Source organism: Sphingomonas sp. LaA6.9, assembly GCF_022601895.1.
GTDB lineage: Bacteria > Pseudomonadota > Alphaproteobacteria > Sphingomonadales > Sphingomonadaceae > Sphingobium_A.
The window spans coordinates 16053-32202 of record NZ_JAKVIO010000010.1 but is presented as its reverse complement, the minus strand read 5'-3'; the positions used below and the strand labels follow the sequence as shown (position 1 = coordinate 32202).

Here is a 16150-nt window from a genome sequence, read left to right as displayed (position 1 = left end):
CACATGATCATCGTTGCGCTTCCGGTGTCAACGGCGCGGGTGGGGTCGCGGGGGAGGGTGTCTCGGCTTCATCCGGCGTCAACTGCGGTTCGGGCGGCGGCATGAGGCGCCCCGCGCAATCGCGCTGGCCCGGCACCGGGATGTCGGGTTGCTGGCCGATACGTTGGCGCGCTGCAGCCAGGCGTTGGGCATTTCGCCATGTCCAGCCGCCATTGTTCTGCTGATAGGCCAGATCGGCCATCACCCGATGGCGCACCGCGCGGACGCGAGCCCCGAATTGAGGGGCGAGCCTGCGCTGCTCGAGTTCGACGAGCGAAATCAGCGCCGAACCGCGCTGGGCGTTCAGGTAGCAGAGATCGAGCGCCGTTCCCCTGCCGCCGACTTCACGGGCATGGCGCACATTCCACGCCGCGGCAACCGCGCCGGTATCCACGAAGCAGAATGCCATGAGTAGCGAGCCCGCGGCGATCAGGTTCGAATTGATGAGCCAGGCAGAACTCTTGCCCCTCAGCATCCGCCAGCAGATCAGGACCAGGCCGAGCGCAACCAGCCCCATCCACGCAAGCGCCGCAATGCGCAGGCGCGTCAGTGAATAGGCGTCGACATAGTCGAGCGTCCGCAGGATCGTGGAGGCGACGAGGAGGATATTCTGCGCGATCCAGAGAACGAGCAACCGGCGGACGCGCGGATTGGCCGCCGTCTGTGAACCCGGCCGCAGCGTCACGATCACGAAAAGCCCGGCGAGAAGCGCGGTCGCGATCAGGGGATAGGCGCCGCGATGCGCATATTCGGCCAGCGTCATGCCATCGGGGAGCGGCAGGCCACCCCACAGATAGGCGATGTCGAGCGCATTCTGCAGCGCGAAGAGCAGATTGAAGAGGACGAGCGACAGCGTCACCGATCCAAGGCTTACGCCAGCCAGCGTGACATCGCCGCTGCCATCGAACGTGGCAAGCAGCTGGGATGCTCGCCTGGGACGCAGCGTCCCCCAGACGAGCGTGAAGAGTATGGCCCAGAAGAGCGAGCGAGCGATGGTGGTCGGCGAGAATTCCGGTAGCGATATCGCGCCGAGCGCGTCGCCGATGACCGGATTTGCCAGCGCGAAGAGCAGCAGAATGACGGCGCTGCCGGCTATCGGTAGAACCAGCACCGGCAACATGGCGACAACCGCCGACATCACCCGCCGACCGCGGCGGATCCGTCGAAGCCTGAAGACGTCTGCGATCGGCCCGGCAATGCTGCGGACGGCATGAATCAAAAGGCGCTGAAACCATCGCCAGCCATCGTCGAACCGCCCGGTCGCCGGAAGCAGTGCCGCCATGCTGAGCGCGGTCCAGAACAAGGTCCAGGCCAGCAGGCTGGGATCGAATACCAGTGCGCCGCCCGCCAGCACCGCGCACAGCGCCGCGATCCATGCGCTTCTACGCCGCCAGAGCGCAGGGGCACAGAACGCAGTACCGACGAGCCATATGAGCGCGAACAGGCCGATGAACCCGCCAAATTGCTGACGCTGGTAGAACAGTATGTCCGCGACCACGACAAGCGCGACCGCGACACAGACCTTGAAAGCAAATGTGAGCCGCCGCGGCGGCAACAAAATCGAGGCCACAAATCTCTCCCCGGTTGATACCCGGAGAGATATGCCCGATCGAATCCCAAATGCGTGCGGGCAACGTGCGCGCAAACCGTCTCGATCCTGTGCAGATCCCGTGCAGCGCGCCGCACGGGATCTCATCGCGGTTTACGCCACCGACACCAGATGCACGCCGTCCGGCTGTTGTTCGAACGAGCATCGCCTGTCCGTGAAGAGCGCAATCACATCGGCCGCAGTCAGCGCGTGCTGGCTCGGCTTGACGGTCGTGAACCGCCCTCCGCCCGCCAGCGCGAATGGCAGCAGAAGCTGGTCGGCCGGTGGCCAGCGCCAGTGCGCAGGCATTGCGGACGATCTGGCCTCCGCCCTCCCCTTCGGATCCATCGATTATGATCGTGATATCCCCTGTGGTGTGCGAAAAGGCTCTTCGCCTTTCACGCACACGAGCTGCTTCAATGTGTGGACGATCTCGACAAGGTCGGCCTGCGCCCCCACCGAGCGGGGGATGATCCCCATCACGCCCATCGCCGCGCGCACCGCCCCCTTGCGGGTGACGAGCACGTTCGCGCCGAAATGGTTCTCGCGCGTCACATAATTGTGATGGCAGTTCACCGCCTCCAGCTCCGCGTCGAAGGGCTTGGCGTTCCCGGTGTCGTGATTCGCCCGGCATCGCGCGCCGTTCTTTCACTGTCAGGGATACCATGACGACCCACAGAGCTGTCGTCGCATCGCTTCGAGGATTGAGACCGCGAGAGATTGCGATTGCCGGTTCGGTCGAGCCTGCGCTAGTGACAGGCATTGGCCGGGAGGGTGGGATCTGGCAAATGGAAAAGGTGGGGGCACCAGGCCCAATCCAGCCGGCGGCCTACGCCACATTGTTCGGCACGTTCCAGCTCCGCACCGCCGACAACGACGAAATCATCATCACCAACCGTCGTGCGCGCGCCTTGCTCGCGATGCTGTGCCTTGCCCGGAACGAAGCGATTGAACGTGATTTCCTGAGCAAGCTCCTGTGGCCCGGCCGCTTCGAAGCGCATGCCAGAGCGAGCTTGCGACAATGTCTGCTCGATCTCGGGAAGCTGCTCGCTCCACGCGGAGCCGAGATTCTCGATGTCTCGCGAAACAGCGTCGCGCTTCGTCCCGGTTCGATCCTGACCGATCTGGATGCGCTTGAGGCCGCTTTGGCGGGCGGTGATTTTGCGGGCGCCATCGAGCAACTCCATGCCATCGGCACGAAACCGGTTCTCGACCAGATGGACTTTGGCGGCCTGTTCAACCAATGGCTTGCGCGGCGAAGCGGCGATTCCGAGAAGCGGCTGCACGCCATAGTGGAGGCGGCGCTGGCCGCGCTGGAACGCGCGGGCAACCGGGAGATGCACGCACGGCTGCGCGGTGCCTGGCCCATGCGAAGCTCTGGTGTGCCGCCGGTCGCAATCGCTGCAGCGGGCGGCGACCGGACGCGAATCGCGGTCCTGCCCTTCCAGTCCGTCGGTGCGCGCGATGCGCAGGAATATTTTGCCGACGGCCTCGCCGAGGAGTTGATCACGACACTTGGTCAGGTGCCGCAATTGCTGGTCGCCGGGCGGACCTCTTCGTTCCACTTCAGGGACTCGCCGTTGGCGCCGCCCGAAATCGCAAAAGCATTGCGCGTATCGCACCTCATCGAAGGCTCGGTTCAACGGCAAGGCGAAAAGTTGCGCATCCATATCCACCTGATCGACGGCGCGACGGGTTTCGAGAGCTGGGGCCAGCGCTACGATGGATCGCTCGACGGAATATTCGCGCTGCAGGCAACCGTGGCGCAGGCCGTGACGAGTGCGATCGGCAATGCACTTGGTATCGCGATGGCGTCGCCGCCCGCGCGCGGCATGACCCGTAGCAAGGAAGCCTACGACCTGTTCCTGCAAGGCCGCGCGTTGAGCGCGCGGGTGTTCGGCGATGGGGTGCTGGGCACTGCGGTCGGCCTGCTCGAGCAGGCCGTGGCGCTCGATCCCCAATTTGCCGAAGCGTGGATCGCGCTGGCCGAAGCGCATCAGCTCATCGCGGTCTATACGCCATGCCTCGACCGGGCCGCGGAATCAGAACGCATGGCAGACTGCGCGCGCACCGCGATCGGCCTGGCCCCCGGCGTTGGCTACGCCTATTCGCTGCTGGGGGTCCATCAGTGGACCCGGAACGATATCGTCGGAGCTCTCGATCTGGCGTTCAGGGGCTATCGGCTTGAACCCAACAATCCGGCGGTCTGCATGCGGCTCGGCTCGTTCCTGCTGTATTGCGGACGAACCTCCGAAGCGATGCAATATGTCGAGGCGGCGATCGATCAGGATCCGGTCGATGGCAGGAAATTCAACCTGCGATCGGTCGGGCAGTTCAATCTGGGCGACATCGATGCGGCGATCGAGGCGGGGCAGCGCGTGGTCGATCTTGGCTTTCCCTCGATGTGGCTTGCGGTGGCAACCGCGGCATCGGGTCAGCACGACCTTGCCGTCGCGCAATATCAGCAAACCCGGGCGCTGCTGAACAAGGTCATCTTCCCGCCGGCCGGGACCGAGCCGATGCCTCCGGCCGTGATGGACGCCTATTGGCAGGTCGCTGCCAGGGGCGTGTGCAGTGGCCGTGACGAGGATCGCGCGACCTATTGCGCCATGCTGGACATGTTGCAGACGCAGTTGCACGATCCCGCCGATCCCACGATCGTTTTGCCCGCGATCTTCACGGGCCACGCCGAACGGCTGTTCGATGCGGTCGGCAGGGCGATCACGCCCGCCAACACGCTATGCCTGTTGTCGATCTGGGCCGATGTCGATCCGATCCGGCGAATCTGGCAGCACCCCGAATTCATTCCCTTTGCCCAGCGCATCGGCATGGCGGCCGCGTGGGACAAATATGGCTGGCCCGACCTGTTGCCATCGCCCGGCAATCGCGTGGAAACGCCGCCATCCTCATCGAATTGACGCCCGATTGACGCTTTATTGACGAAGGCGCGGTTGACGGCTGACGTTACGGAAACGCACACTCCGCGGCGGACATCGCAGACATTTTGAAACGGCTGGCGCGAGCCGGGAAACCCCCGGTTCCGGCGACGGGGAAACCGTGTCTGCACCGGAGAGAAGGTCATGGCGGCGGACCACCCCAGGCACGTATCGGCGATAGGACGCTCGGCGATGGGCAAGGCGTTCTGGCGCATCCTGCCGCTGATCCTGGTCGCCTATCTCTTTGCCTATATGGACCGCGTCAACGTCAGCTTCGCAGCGGCGCACATGAACGAGGATCTGAAGTTCAGCGCAACGATCTACGGTCTCGGTGGCGGCCTGTTCTTCCTAGGTTACGCTCTATTCGAAATCCCGTCCAACCTGATGCTCGTGCGCTTTGGCGCGCGCAAATGGATTGCGCGGATCATGATCACATGGGGACTGCTCTCCGCGGCGATGATGCTCGTCGCGACGCCATTGCAATTTTACGCGCTCCGCTTCCTGCTCGGCGTGGCGGAAGCCGGGTTCTACCCCGGCGTCATCTTCTATTTCGCGAGCTGGTTTCCGCCCTGCCATCGCAGCCGCGCGGTCAGCCGTTTCTTCATCGCCTCGCCGCTGGCATCGGTGGCGATGGGGAGCATGTCGGGATGGTTGCTGGCGCTTGATGGCACCGGCGGACTGCATGGCTGGCAATGGCTGTTCCTCGTGCAGGGCCTTCCGACCGTCCTGTTCGGACTGGTGGTGCTGCGCTACCTGCCCGATGCACCGGCAACGGTGGCGTGGCTCACGCCGGCCGAAAAGGAGTGGATCCATACCGCGCTGGCGCGCGAACAGGCACGGATCGGCGCGCCCATGGGGCACAATGTCCTGGCTGCATTCCGCAATCCGCGCGTCCTGTTGCTCGGCGCGATCGGCTTTCTGTTGATTGGCGTGATCACGACGGTGATCCTCAACGCACCGCTGATCCTGCATGACGCGACCCCGTTGGATACCAGGTCGATCGGCTATCTGGTCGCGCTCGGCGGTCTTTCGGGCGCGGCAGCCATCTTTGTGCTCGGCAACCATGCCGACCGCCGCGGCGACCGTTGGGGTGCCGCCTTCTGGTGCGGCATCATGCTCGCCGGCGCGGTGCTGGTCATGGGCCTGTCGCCGTCGCCGCTTCTGGTTTGCATCGCCTATCTCGCCTTCGCGACCTTGTGTTTCGCCATTCCGATGCTGACGTCGTCGGGCTGGGCGGAAGCTCTGCATGTGCGCGAGCTCGCCATCGGGGCGGCGGCGATCAACACCATTTCTCAGATCGGGGCCTTCGTCGCCCCCTATGGATGGGGCGCGGCCAGGGATGCGACCGGCAGCTTCCAGCTCGCACTGATCGCCTTTTCGCTCATCGCGCTGCTGATGTCGGCGCTGATCCTGCTTCTGCGCCATCAACTGCGCATGCGGGACATCTCTGCAGGCGCCGTGCCGGCCTAGCTCGTTCGTGAATGGCCGCCCGAACCCGGGCGGCAGGTTGAGAGGAGGAGACAATGACGATGATGAAAACATTCGTTGCCGGGGCCGCGATGCTGATCGCCGCCGCGCAGGTCACGCCCGCTCTGGCGCAGGAATCGAGCTACAAGCCCGGTACGGTCTGGGAGGTCGGTCGCATCGACGTGCTGCCCGGCCAGTTCGAAAATTACATGGATTGGCTGGCGACCAGCTGGAAGAAGATCCAGGAATTGGGCAAGACCGAAGGCGTGGTCGTCAACTATCATGTGCTGGCGACAAACAACCCCCGCGCCGGCGAGCCCGATCTGGTCCTGGTCGTCGAATATAAGGATTACCAGACCACCGCGCAGCAGGAAGCGATGCGGAAAAAGGTCAACGCCCTGCTGTCGCAGGACGATCGCCAGGCGGTCGCGGCCTCGGGCGAGCGCGGCAAGATGCGCGAACAGCTCGGCAGCACCGAATATCAGGAACTGATCCTGAAATAGGGATCCATTCCGGGATCATGGCAGGCGGCACATACCCCCGCACCGCCTGCCACGTTCACCAATGTCCGGGGAGGCGGCCATGGCATCCATCGAAGAGATCGCCCGCGATTTCACCGCAATGCTGCGCGCGGGCCGGTTCGAGGCCGCCGGGGATCGATATTGGGCGCCGGACGTGACCAGCATCGAACCGGCTGCCTTGCCCGGCGGCATTCAGGCCACGGCTGCGGGAATCGATGCGGCGCGGATCAAGTGCAATGCCCGCTTCGGCAGCTCCCGAATCGACGAAATCGGCATCGATGGCCCGTTCGTGACCGGCAACCAGTTCGCGCTGTTTCTCGACATGGTGATCGTCGACCGCGCCAGCGGCGAGCGCCAGCCCTTCACCGAAATCGCCCTCTACACCGTGCGCGGCGGCCAGATCGCAGAGGAGCGCCATTTCTATGACTGACGCCGTTCTTACCCACCGCGCATTCGGCGGTTCGGTCCTCTGCACCGCCGCAGGGAGCGATGCGGGTGGCAAGGCGCCGAAAGGAAAGAGACCGGGAGACCCTATGAAAGAGACGAGGCGCTTCCCGCTGCTCGCGGCCCAATTGTTGTCTCTCGGCACAATTGGGAAAATTCGGGGCCAGGTCATTTTTGGCCAAATGCGCGCACCAAAGCGGTAAACACCAGATCAGAGGCTTGCGTGTGCCGCTTTTCCGGATTTGCTTTCAGATAGGCGATCACAATATCTTTCAACTGCCCGGCGGTAACGTTGTCGGGCGTGTCGACCGGCGGGATTTCCTTCGAGCCGAGCGACGAATCCGACGCATCCAGCACCCCTTGAATATAGCCCATGCACTGTATCTTGTCGGCGCTGTCAGAGCTGTCGCAAATGGCCAGCAGTTCATTGCCATCCATCCATTTCGCTTGCGCTGGCGATGTCGAAATCGCGATCGACATCGCGATCGTAACAGCACCGATAAGCCGTTTCATTCATTCCTCCCGGAATTAGAACGCGCTGACAATGCAACGCCCGGCGGGGCCGGGCAAGTCGGCTAGAGCCGATGTCGCTTGCCAGGCAACCGCAACAGCGTCGCGGACCACTTCATGGTCAACGGGCCGCAAGCGCATCGATGATGGGACATTCGGGCCGCTCATTCCCATGGCACCGCTCGGCGAGATCGACGAGCGTCCTGCGCAATGCATCGAGCGCTTCGGATTTGCGCTTCAGCTCCTCGGCCCGGGCAAGCGCGAGCCGCTTGACCTCACTGCTGGCGCGAGCGGAATCCGACCATAGTCCAAGCAGGGCGCGGAGCTCCTCGATCGGAAAGCCAAGATCGCGCGCATTGGCGATGAAGCGCAGTCGGTAGACATCGGCTTGCGAATAGTCGCGATAGCCGCTGTCGCGGCGGGGCGGTGCCGGGATGAGACCGATCTTCTCGTAATGCCGGATCATCCGCTGCGAGACGCCGCTCGCCTCCGACACCGCCCCGATGTTCACAACGACGCCCGATTGAGACGCAGCGCGTTGGCGACGACGCTCACCGACGAGAGCGCCATCGCCGCTGCAGCGATGATCGGTGAAAGCAGGATGCCGAAGACGGGATAGAGCAGCCCGGCGGCGATCGGCACACCTGCCGCATTGTAGATGAACGCGAAGAAGAGATTCTGGCGGATATTCGACATCGTCGCCTCACTGAGCCTTCGGGCGCGCGCGATTCCGTTCAGATCACCTTTGAGCAGGGTGACGCCGGCGCTCTCGATCGCGACATCGGTGCCCGAACCCATCGCGATCCCGACGTCCGCTGCCGCGAGCGCCGGCGCGTCGTTGACGCCGTCGCCTGCCATCGCGACCACACGCCCCTCGGCCTTCAGACGCGCGACGACCGCGCTTTTCTGATCGGGCAACACTTCGGCTTCGACCTCCTCGATGCCGAGTTGCCGCGCAACCGCCTCGGCCGTGGTGCGATTGTCGCCGGTCAGCATCACCACGCGAATGCCCGCCTCGCGCAGAGCCGCGAGCGCCTCGGGCGTCGTCGGCTTGACCGCGTCGGCGATCGCGAGGATTCCCGCAACGCGACCGTCGATCGCGGCAAAGATCGCTGTGGCTCCATCCGCGCGAAGCGCATCGGCCTGACCTTCGAGCGACGATGTGTCGACCCCCATTTCCTGGAGGAAGGCGGCATTGCCGAGCGCGATCCGTTTGCCTTCGACGGTTCCCAGGGCGCCCTTGCCGGTCGGTGAGTCGAATTCCGCGACATCGGGTATCGCGATCTTCCGGTCGGTTGCGGCAGCTACGACCGCGAGTGCCAGCGGGTGCTCGGATGCGCGCTCCACGCCGGCGGACAGGCGCAGCACCTCGCCTTCCTCGAACCCTTCGGCCGCAACGATCCGGGTGACCGAGGGGCGTCCCTCAGTGAGCGTACCGGTCTTGTCGACGACGAGCGTGTCGACCTTCTCCATGCGCTCGAGCGCTTCGGCATTCTTGATGAGCACGCCAAGGCCCGCACCGCGCCCCACGCCCACCATGATCGACATGGGCGTCGCAAGCCCCAGTGCGCACGGGCAGGCGATGATGAGGACTGCCACCGCGGCGATGAGACCATGCGCGAAGCGCGGTTCCGGCCCCCATATGCCCCAGACGATGAAGGCGCTCACCGCCACGCCGAGTACCAGCGGCACGAACCAACCGGATACGCGGTCCGCCATGCGCTGGATCGGCGCCCGCGAGCGTTGCGCCTCGGCGACCATCTGGACGATCCGCGCGAGCAGCGTGTCGCGTCCGACCTTGTCGGCACGGATCACGAGCGCGCCGGTCTGGTTGAGCGTGCCACCGATCACGACGTCGCCCATGGACTTGGTGACGGGCATCGATTCCCCGGTGACCATGGATTCGTCGAGCGACGAGCGCCCGTCCTCCACAACGCCGTCGACCGGCACCTTCTCGCCGGGGCGGACGCGCAACCGGTCACCGACGTCGACCAGGTCGAGTGTGATCTCCTCCTCGTCCCCGCCCGCACCGATACGGCGCGCGGTCCTGGGCGCGAGGTTGAGGAGCGCCTTGATCGCACCCGATGTCCTTTCGCGGGCACGAAGTTCGAGCACCTGACCAAGGAGCACGAGCACCGTGATGACCGCCGCCGCCTCGAAATAGACGGCAACTGATCCATCCGCTGCCCGAAAGGCAGCGGGAAAGATGCCGGGAGCGAGGGTGGCGACGACGCTGTAGGCCCAGGCCACCCCCGTTCCCATTGCGATCAGCGTGAACATGTTGAGGTTGCGCGTCCTGACCGAAGCCCCGCCGCGCTCGAAGAACGGCCAGCCCGCCCATAGCACCGCGGGGGTGGCCAGCGCGAACTGGATCCAGGTCGATACCCTTGGCGTCACCAGATGATGGAGCGAGGGGATGAGGTGGCCGCCCATTTCGAGAAGGAAGACGGGGACGGTCAGCGCCAGGGCCACCCAGAATCGCCTGGACATGTCGGCAAGTTCGGGGCTCGGGCCGCTATCGGCGCTGACCATTTCGGGCTCGAGCGCCATGCCGCAGATCGGGCATGCGCCCGGATGATCCTGCCGGATTTCGGGATGCATCGGACAGGTCCATATTGCGCCGGGCGGCACCTCAGCGGGCTCTGAGCGGCTGTCGGACAATGTGCGCCCGGGATCGGCCACGAACTTGGCCTGGCATCCGGCGCAGCAGAAATAATAGATACTTCCTGCATGGCGGGCATTGTGCGGGGTCTGTTCGGGATCGACGGTCATGCCGCAAACCGGATCGTGCGCCACGGCGTGCGCGGCATGACCATCGTGCCCGCCGCAACCGCCATGCGCAGTGGAGTGCGTCGCTGGTTTCGAATCGGTCATTGCTCTTCTCCTTTTCGACGCGGACCGATCTAGGGTCTGACATCATGTCAGGGTCAAGAGCGATTCCACTTGGCCGCGCTATGCCGCGGCCGCCGGGGGTGCGAGCGTCCCGAGCCAGGCCACCAGCGCGAGGATCAACAGCGCGAAACCGGTCTCCACCGCGAGGCTGCGCTGCAATCGCCATATCGCCTCTCGCATGTCGCCCGCTTCGATCGCGGCTTCAAACGTCGGTGTCAGATGGAAGCGGTTGATTGCGGCAAGGACCAGCATTGCTGCGAACAACGCCAGCTTCACGAGCAGGAGCTGGCCATAGAGCGTCGCTGGCAAGTCCCGGAGTTGCGCCAGCCCGACAACGAACACACCGTTCACCAGCCCGGTTGCCATGATCAGCACGACCATGATCGTGCCTGCGACCGAAAATCCCGCCAGTGCGCGGTGGGCCAGCCGGGCCATTCCGGCGTCCTCGCGGGTGCGATGGCGAACCACGAGGATCAGGAAGACGAGAAGCGCCCCGAGCCACGCGGCCGCCGCGAGAAGATGGAGGATGTCGGAAAGCAGGTGGACGATGCCCAAGGCACCTTCGGTCGCGCCCCCATGCCCCGACCAGGCGAGCGTTGCGACGGCGATGGCTCCGGCAACCGTCGCAATCGTCAGGGCCGCAGCCGGCCGTCCCGCGAACGCAAAGGCGCATCCCGCCGCCACAAGCAGCGCAGCCAATCGTGCGATGAGCGCCCAGCCAAGGCTCGTCTCGGTCACGAGCATGGCGAGCGTCGCGCTATCCACCTCCTCAGGTCGCGTTCCCGCCATCGCCGCGGCCTGGAGTGCAAAGCCAGGGAGCGAGAGGCCGATGCCACCGACCGCGAGACCCGGGATCAGCGATCGAAACGGCACGAGGTCATGTCGATCCGCCCGGCCGCCCATAGCATAAAGCCCGAACAGCGGGATGCCGAACAACAGCCCCAGATCGGCGAAGAGCCCGAAGCGGACGATGATGACCGGCCAATCGTCCACGGCTTACTTCACTGTGAAGGCGACCTTGCCCTCCACACGGTGCGTGTCGGCCGAGACGACATGCCACTCTGCCTGATAGGTGCCTGCGGGCAGCGGACGCGCGAAGGTCGCGACGAGCGTCTTGCCGTCGGGCGAGACCGTAGTCTTGAAGCCGCTCATCTTCATCGGCGCATGATTGGCCATGCCGGGCATGCCCGTCATCACAACGCTCAGGCCCGACATCTGCGGCACCAGCTTTTCGCTGAAGGCGAGCGTGATGCGCGTCGGCTTGCTGACGGTGGCGTTCGCCGCCGGCTGCGACGACAGGAGCTTGGGGTGCGCAAGCGCAGGCGAGGCCATGGCCAGACCACCGAGCAAGGCCGAGGCGATGAATGTACGCGCAAAGTTCATTGGTATCTCCTTCAGGGGCGATATGCTCAATACGCAGGCCGGGGGCCGATCCCTCGAGAACATTTCGCAAAAGCCCGGTGAGGGAAAATCGCTGCGGCTGCGTATAGGGAATGATGCACGGGAGAATGATGCATGACCGACATTGACGCCATGCTGGCGCGCCTGGCGCAAAGCCCGGTTCATCCGGAGCTGTCGACGATCGACACCGCCGTCTTCAGCGAACTGGCGGCGCGAGCGAACGCACCTGCGACACCGGGCGCGACCGGGCTCGGCATGGCGGCCGCGTTCGCGCTCATCATCGGCGTGGCCGGCTCCGCAATGCCTGGCGCGCCGGCCAGGGCAGCACCGATCTCGCCCTTCGGGGCTCCGTCTGAGCTTGCGCCTTCGACGCTGCTCGGCACCGAATGACCCGGAACAATAAATATATCGTCCTCATGGCCGTGATCGCCTTCGTTGCGGCGATCGCGGGCGTGATCGTTGGCCGCGAATTCGTGGTGCCCGAACGACCGGTCGAGAACGAACTTCATGAACTGCTGCACCAGGAGTTGAAACTCGATGCCGCCCAGCACGCAAAGATCGAGCTGATCGAGAAGCGTTTCGCGGTGCGGCGTCGCGCGCTCGAACTCGAACTCCGGGCCGACAATGCGCGCCTCGCCGAAGCCATCGAGGCCGAACGCGGATATGGGCCGAAGGTCGGCGCGGCGGTCGATCGTTCGCATGCGGCGATGGGACAGCTCCAGAAGGAGACGCTCGAACACATCTTTGCGATGCGCGGCGTGCTCAGGCCCGACCAGGCCGCCAGGTTCGACGAGGCCGTGGTGAAAGCGCTGACGGCCGCGGACCGGTGACGCCACACCTTGCCGATCGTTCGGACGGCGAGTTGGCAGCGCTCGCATTGTCGGGGCGGCAGGCCGCCTATGCCGAACTGATGCGGCGCCATCGCGATGCGGTATACCGGCTGGTGCGCGGCAATATCGGCGATGCTGACGAGGCGCTCGACGTCACCCAGAACAGCTTCATCGCTGCCTTTTCGGCACTTGCGCGCTATGATGGGTCACGACCCTTTCGCCTGTGGATCTCGCGCATCGCGCTCAACAAATGCCATGACTGGGCACGGCGACGCCTCGTTCGCAGATTTTTGACCTTTGCCGCACCGATCAGCGATGCCGAGCAGGTTGCGGACACCGCGGTTCCGATCGACGTCGCGCTGGCCGACCGGGGAGAACTGGCCCGTGCAGCCGAGGCGATCGCGGCTCTGCCCGCGTCGCTGAAGGAGCCGCTGGTGCTGCGCATGATCGAGGGCCTCTCGCAGGCCGAAACAGCGCAAGTGCTTGGTGTCAGTGAAAAAACTGTCGAGACCCGCCTCTATCGCGCGCGGAAGAAACTGGAAGAAATGTTGAGGGATTGAACGCGCCCTTGCGTATTGGTCTTCATGGGACATACGCAACGTTCAGGGACGCCCGCACAAAAATGACCTTATCCATGCTCGATCGCCGGACGCTGTTGCGCGGCGCGGCGCTCACAGGCGGCACGGCCGCGCTGTCGGCCTGGTTCCCCGCCTGGGCCCAACCGGTGTCGGCCGGGATCGCAAAGCCGCTGCCCACGGTGTCGGGAACCGACATCTCGCTTCGGATCGCGCATCAGATGATGATGATCGACGGACGCGAAAGCCATGCGATCGGAGTCAACGGCACCGTGCCCGCGCCACTCGTTCGCCTGAAGGAAGGCACCACGGTCCGCCTGTCGGTGACCAACGATCTCGACGAAGACAGTTCGATCCACTGGCACGGGCTGCTCGTACCCTTCCAGATGGATGGGGTGCCCGGCGTCAGCTTCCCCGGCATCAAGCCGCGCTCGACCTTCACCTATGAATTCCCGATCCAGCAGGCGGGCACTTATTGGTATCACAGTCATTCGGGTCTTCAGGAGCAGATGGGCCATTACGGGCCCATCGTCATCGACCCCGCCGGTGATGATCCCATCCAGTCCGACCGCGAGCATGTGATCGTGCTGTCGGACCACAGCCAGCTCCATCCGCATGCGATCTTCCGCAAGCTCAAGCTGCAGGGCGGCTATTTCAATTACCAGAAGCAGACGCTCGCAGGGCTTCTCAAGGGGAAGGACCAGCCTCTCAAGGAGCGAATGATGTGGGGCGGCATGCGGATGGACCCGACCGACGTCAGCGACGTGACCGGATCGACCTACACCTTCCTCGTCAACGGCCATGGCCCGATGGACAACTGGACCGCGCTGTTCCGCCCGGGCGAACGCGTCCGTCTGCGCTTCGTCAACGCATCGGCGATGACGACGTTCAACGTGCGCATTCCCGGTCTGAAGCTGACGGTCGTGCAGGCCGACGGTCTCAATGTGAGGCCGGTCACGGTCGACGAATTCCAGATCGCCGTCGCAGAGACCTATGACGTCATCGTCCAGCCCACGGACGACCGTGCCTATACGCTCGTCGGCGAGAGCGTCGACCGGTCAGGCATGGCGCGCGCGACCCTCGCGCCGCGCGCGGGCATGGCCGCCGAGATTCCTCCGCTCCGCCCGCGCCCGCTCGCGACGATGAAGGACATGGGCATGGGCGGGATGGACCATGGTCAGACGGGTACCACGCCCGCCGCAGGGGACTGCCCGCCGGAACATGCCGCGATGGGTCATTGCACGCCCGCGCAACCGGCGGTCGACCATGCGGCAATGGGGCATGCCATGCCGGCAGGCGGCGCCGAAATGGCTGGCATGGATCATGGCGCCGGCGGGATGAAGCATTCGATGCGCGACATGTCGCTTGCGCCGACCGTGAAGGACACGCCCACTGTCCAGTCGATCTCGCCGATGCCCGTCGATCGCACCGGCGAACCCGGACAGGGGCTCGAGGATGTGGGCCACAAGGTGCTGGTCTATCGCGACCTCATGGCGCTCGGGCGCAATCCCGACGTCCGTGCGCCCGACCGCGCGATGGAAATCCACCTCACCGGCAATATGGAACGCTATATGTGGGCGTTCGACGGCGAGAAGCTGAGCGAGGTGAAGGAGCCTATCCCCTTCCTCAAGGACGAGCGCGTCCGTGTCACGCTGGTCAACGACACGATGATGGGACACCCCATCCATCTCCACGGCCATTTCTTTGAGCTGGTGACAGGTCACGGTGAATATGCGCCGAGAAAGCACACGGTGCAGGTCCAGCCGGGCGGCAAGGTGACCTTCGACGTCACCACCGATGCGGTCGGGGACTGGGCGTTTCACTGCCATCTGCTTTACCACATGCATGCCGGCATGATGCAGGTCGTGACCGTCCGGCCGCGCCTTGGAGAAGGCGCATGAAGGTGCTGCGTCTTCTCGCAGGCAGCTCGCTCCTGGCCGTCGCCGCCCCTGCCGGGGCGCAGACGATGGACCATGGCCAGATGCACATGGCGCCTGCGAAGCCGGCCACGCAGGAACAGGCGGACTGCCCGCCGGAGCACGCCGCCATGGGGCACTGCACCCCCACGCCGGCCCGCAAAAATGCTCCACCGCAACCGGCCGACACGCTGCCAGTTGATCCCCATGCAGGGCACGACATGTCGACGATGCGGCAAACGGGCGGCCAGGAGATGTCCGGCCATGGCACGGGCGGCACCGCGCTTGCCCCGGGCGAAGCGCCGGCGCCGGCAGCGTCCGAGCCCAATTATGCGGATACCGTCTGGGGCGAGGCGGCGATGTCCGGCTCGCGCCGGCAGCTCCGCCAGGAGCATGGCGGGGGCACGTTCTCGCAGCTGATGTTCAACCTCGCGGAATATCAGGTCAAAAATGGCCATGACGGATTCCGCTGGGATGGCGAAGGCTGGTTCGGTGGCGACATCAACCGCCTGGTCGTGAAGTCCGAGGGCTCCGGCGCTTTTGGCGAGGGCGTCGAGGATGCCGAGATCCAGGCGCTCTATGCCCGTGCGATCGGCCCTTACTTCAACGTTCAGGCGGGTGTTCGCTACGACATCAAGCCCAATCCGTCGCGCACCTACGCGACCATCGGCTTCGAGGGCCTGGCGCCTTATTGGTTCGAGGTCGAAGGCGCGCTGTTCGTCTCGGACAAGGGTGATGTGCTCGGCCGGCTGGAAGGCTATTACGACCAGCGCATCACCCAGCGATGGATCCTGCAGCCGCGTGCCGAACTCAACTTCGCCGCGCAGGACGTGCCCGAAACGGGCATCGGCTCCGGCTTGAGCGACGTCGAGCTGGGCCTGCGGCTGCGCTACGAGATCGCACGCGAATTCGCGCCCTATATCGGCGTGTCGTGGGACCGCCGGATCGGCGACACGGCGCGGTTCGCGCGCGCTGAAGGCGAGGATGTCGAGGCCACGAGCTTCGTCGTCGGCGTGCGCGCCTGGTTTTGA

17 protein-coding genes are annotated in these 16150 nt (G+C 64.9%); 9 read left to right on the top strand and 8 right to left on the bottom strand.

Features of this window, described 5'->3' with window-relative positions:
* Positions 1-7 precede the first annotated feature (7 nt).
* The 3 genes from MKI88_RS07455 to MKI88_RS07445 all read right to left on the bottom strand — a co-directional run bounded on the left by MKI88_RS07455 (position 8) and on the right by MKI88_RS07445 (position 2212).
* Positions 8-1609 carry a DUF4153 domain-containing protein gene (locus MKI88_RS07455; protein ID WP_241630398.1) on the bottom strand — a complete coding sequence of 534 codons (1602 nt, stop codon included), beginning with the start codon at positions 1607-1609 and terminating at the stop codon, positions 8-10.
* A 132-nt stretch (positions 1610-1741) separates the two neighbouring features.
* The gene (locus MKI88_RS07450) at positions 1742-1975 is read right to left on the bottom strand and encodes an RNA 3'-terminal phosphate cyclase (RefSeq protein ID WP_241630397.1); all 234 of its coding nucleotides are present in this window, start codon (positions 1973-1975) and stop codon (positions 1742-1744) included.
* Positions 1976-1978: 3 nt separating this feature from the next.
* The gene (locus MKI88_RS07445) at positions 1979-2212 is read right to left on the bottom strand and encodes an RtcB family protein (protein WP_348636246.1); all 234 of its coding nucleotides are present in this window, start codon (positions 2210-2212) and stop codon (positions 1979-1981) included.
* 203 nt (positions 2213-2415) lie between these two features.
* On the opposite strand from MKI88_RS07445, the gene MKI88_RS07440 reads away from it, so the two are divergent.
* The 4 genes from MKI88_RS07440 (at position 2416) to MKI88_RS07425 (ending at position 6981) form a co-directional block, all read left to right on the top strand.
* Positions 2416-4545 (top strand): hypothetical protein, encoded by a 2130-nt coding sequence (locus tag MKI88_RS07440; RefSeq protein ID WP_241630395.1) that lies wholly within the window; start codon positions 2416-2418, stop codon positions 4543-4545.
* Between the two features lie 162 nt (positions 4546-4707).
* Positions 4708-6033 (top strand): MFS transporter, encoded by a 1326-nt coding sequence (locus MKI88_RS07435; RefSeq protein WP_241630393.1) that lies wholly within the window; start codon positions 4708-4710, stop codon positions 6031-6033.
* A 53-nt stretch (positions 6034-6086) separates the two neighbouring features.
* Positions 6087-6533 carry a hypothetical protein gene (locus MKI88_RS07430; RefSeq protein ID WP_241630391.1) on the top strand — a complete coding sequence of 149 codons (447 nt, stop codon included), beginning with the start codon at positions 6087-6089 and terminating at the stop codon, positions 6531-6533.
* Between the two features lie 61 nt (positions 6534-6594).
* A complete protein-coding gene (locus tag MKI88_RS07425) occupies positions 6595-6981 on the top strand; it encodes a nuclear transport factor 2 family protein (protein WP_241630389.1) in 387 nt (128 codons plus the stop codon).
* Between the two features lie 182 nt (positions 6982-7163).
* On the opposite strand, the gene MKI88_RS07420 is transcribed toward MKI88_RS07425, so the two are convergent.
* From MKI88_RS07420 to copC, 5 genes are all read right to left on the bottom strand, one after another.
* Complete coding sequence (locus MKI88_RS07420) at positions 7164-7508, bottom strand: Rap1a/Tai family immunity protein (protein ID WP_241630388.1); 345 nt, start codon at positions 7506-7508, stop codon at positions 7164-7166.
* 118 nt (positions 7509-7626) lie between these two features.
* Positions 7627-8016, bottom strand: coding sequence for a Cu(I)-responsive transcriptional regulator (gene cueR, locus MKI88_RS07415; RefSeq protein WP_241630385.1), 390 nt, complete (start codon positions 8014-8016; stop codon positions 7627-7629).
* Entirely contained in the window at positions 8013-10379 is a 2367-nt protein-coding gene (locus MKI88_RS07410) for a heavy metal translocating P-type ATPase (RefSeq protein WP_241630384.1), read from the bottom strand. The genes cueR and MKI88_RS07410 overlap by 4 nt, the downstream gene beginning before the upstream one ends.
* A 78-nt stretch (positions 10380-10457) precedes the next feature.
* Positions 10458-11390 carry a copper homeostasis membrane protein CopD gene (gene copD, locus MKI88_RS07405; RefSeq protein WP_241630382.1) on the bottom strand — a complete coding sequence of 311 codons (933 nt, stop codon included), beginning with the start codon at positions 11388-11390 and terminating at the stop codon, positions 10458-10460.
* Positions 11391-11393: 3 nt separating this feature from the next.
* On the bottom strand, positions 11394-11780 hold the full coding sequence (copC, locus tag MKI88_RS07400; RefSeq protein WP_241630380.1) for a copper homeostasis periplasmic binding protein CopC: 387 nt from the start codon (positions 11778-11780) through the stop codon (positions 11394-11396).
* 132 nt (positions 11781-11912) lie between these two features.
* Here copC and MKI88_RS07395 point away from each other — a divergent pair, with 132 nt between their 5' ends.
* The 5 genes from MKI88_RS07395 to MKI88_RS07375 all read left to right on the top strand — a co-directional run bounded on the left by MKI88_RS07395 (position 11913) and on the right by MKI88_RS07375 (position 16150).
* A complete protein-coding gene (locus MKI88_RS07395; protein WP_241630378.1) occupies positions 11913-12188 on the top strand; it encodes a hypothetical protein in 276 nt (91 codons plus the stop codon).
* Positions 12185-12628, top strand: coding sequence for a periplasmic heavy metal sensor (locus MKI88_RS07390; protein ID WP_241630376.1), 444 nt, complete (start codon positions 12185-12187; stop codon positions 12626-12628). Before MKI88_RS07395 ends, MKI88_RS07390 begins: the two co-directional genes overlap by 4 nt.
* A complete protein-coding gene (locus tag MKI88_RS07385) occupies positions 12625-13188 on the top strand; it encodes an RNA polymerase sigma factor (protein WP_241630375.1) in 564 nt (187 codons plus the stop codon). Before MKI88_RS07390 ends, MKI88_RS07385 begins: the two co-directional genes overlap by 4 nt.
* A gap of 74 nt (positions 13189-13262) precedes the next feature.
* On the top strand, positions 13263-15104 hold the full coding sequence (locus MKI88_RS07380) for a copper resistance system multicopper oxidase (protein ID WP_241630373.1): 1842 nt from the start codon (positions 13263-13265) through the stop codon (positions 15102-15104).
* On the top strand, positions 15101-16150 hold the full coding sequence (locus MKI88_RS07375; RefSeq protein WP_241630371.1) for a copper resistance protein B: 1050 nt from the start codon (positions 15101-15103) through the stop codon (positions 16148-16150). The genes MKI88_RS07380 and MKI88_RS07375 overlap by 4 nt, the downstream gene beginning before the upstream one ends.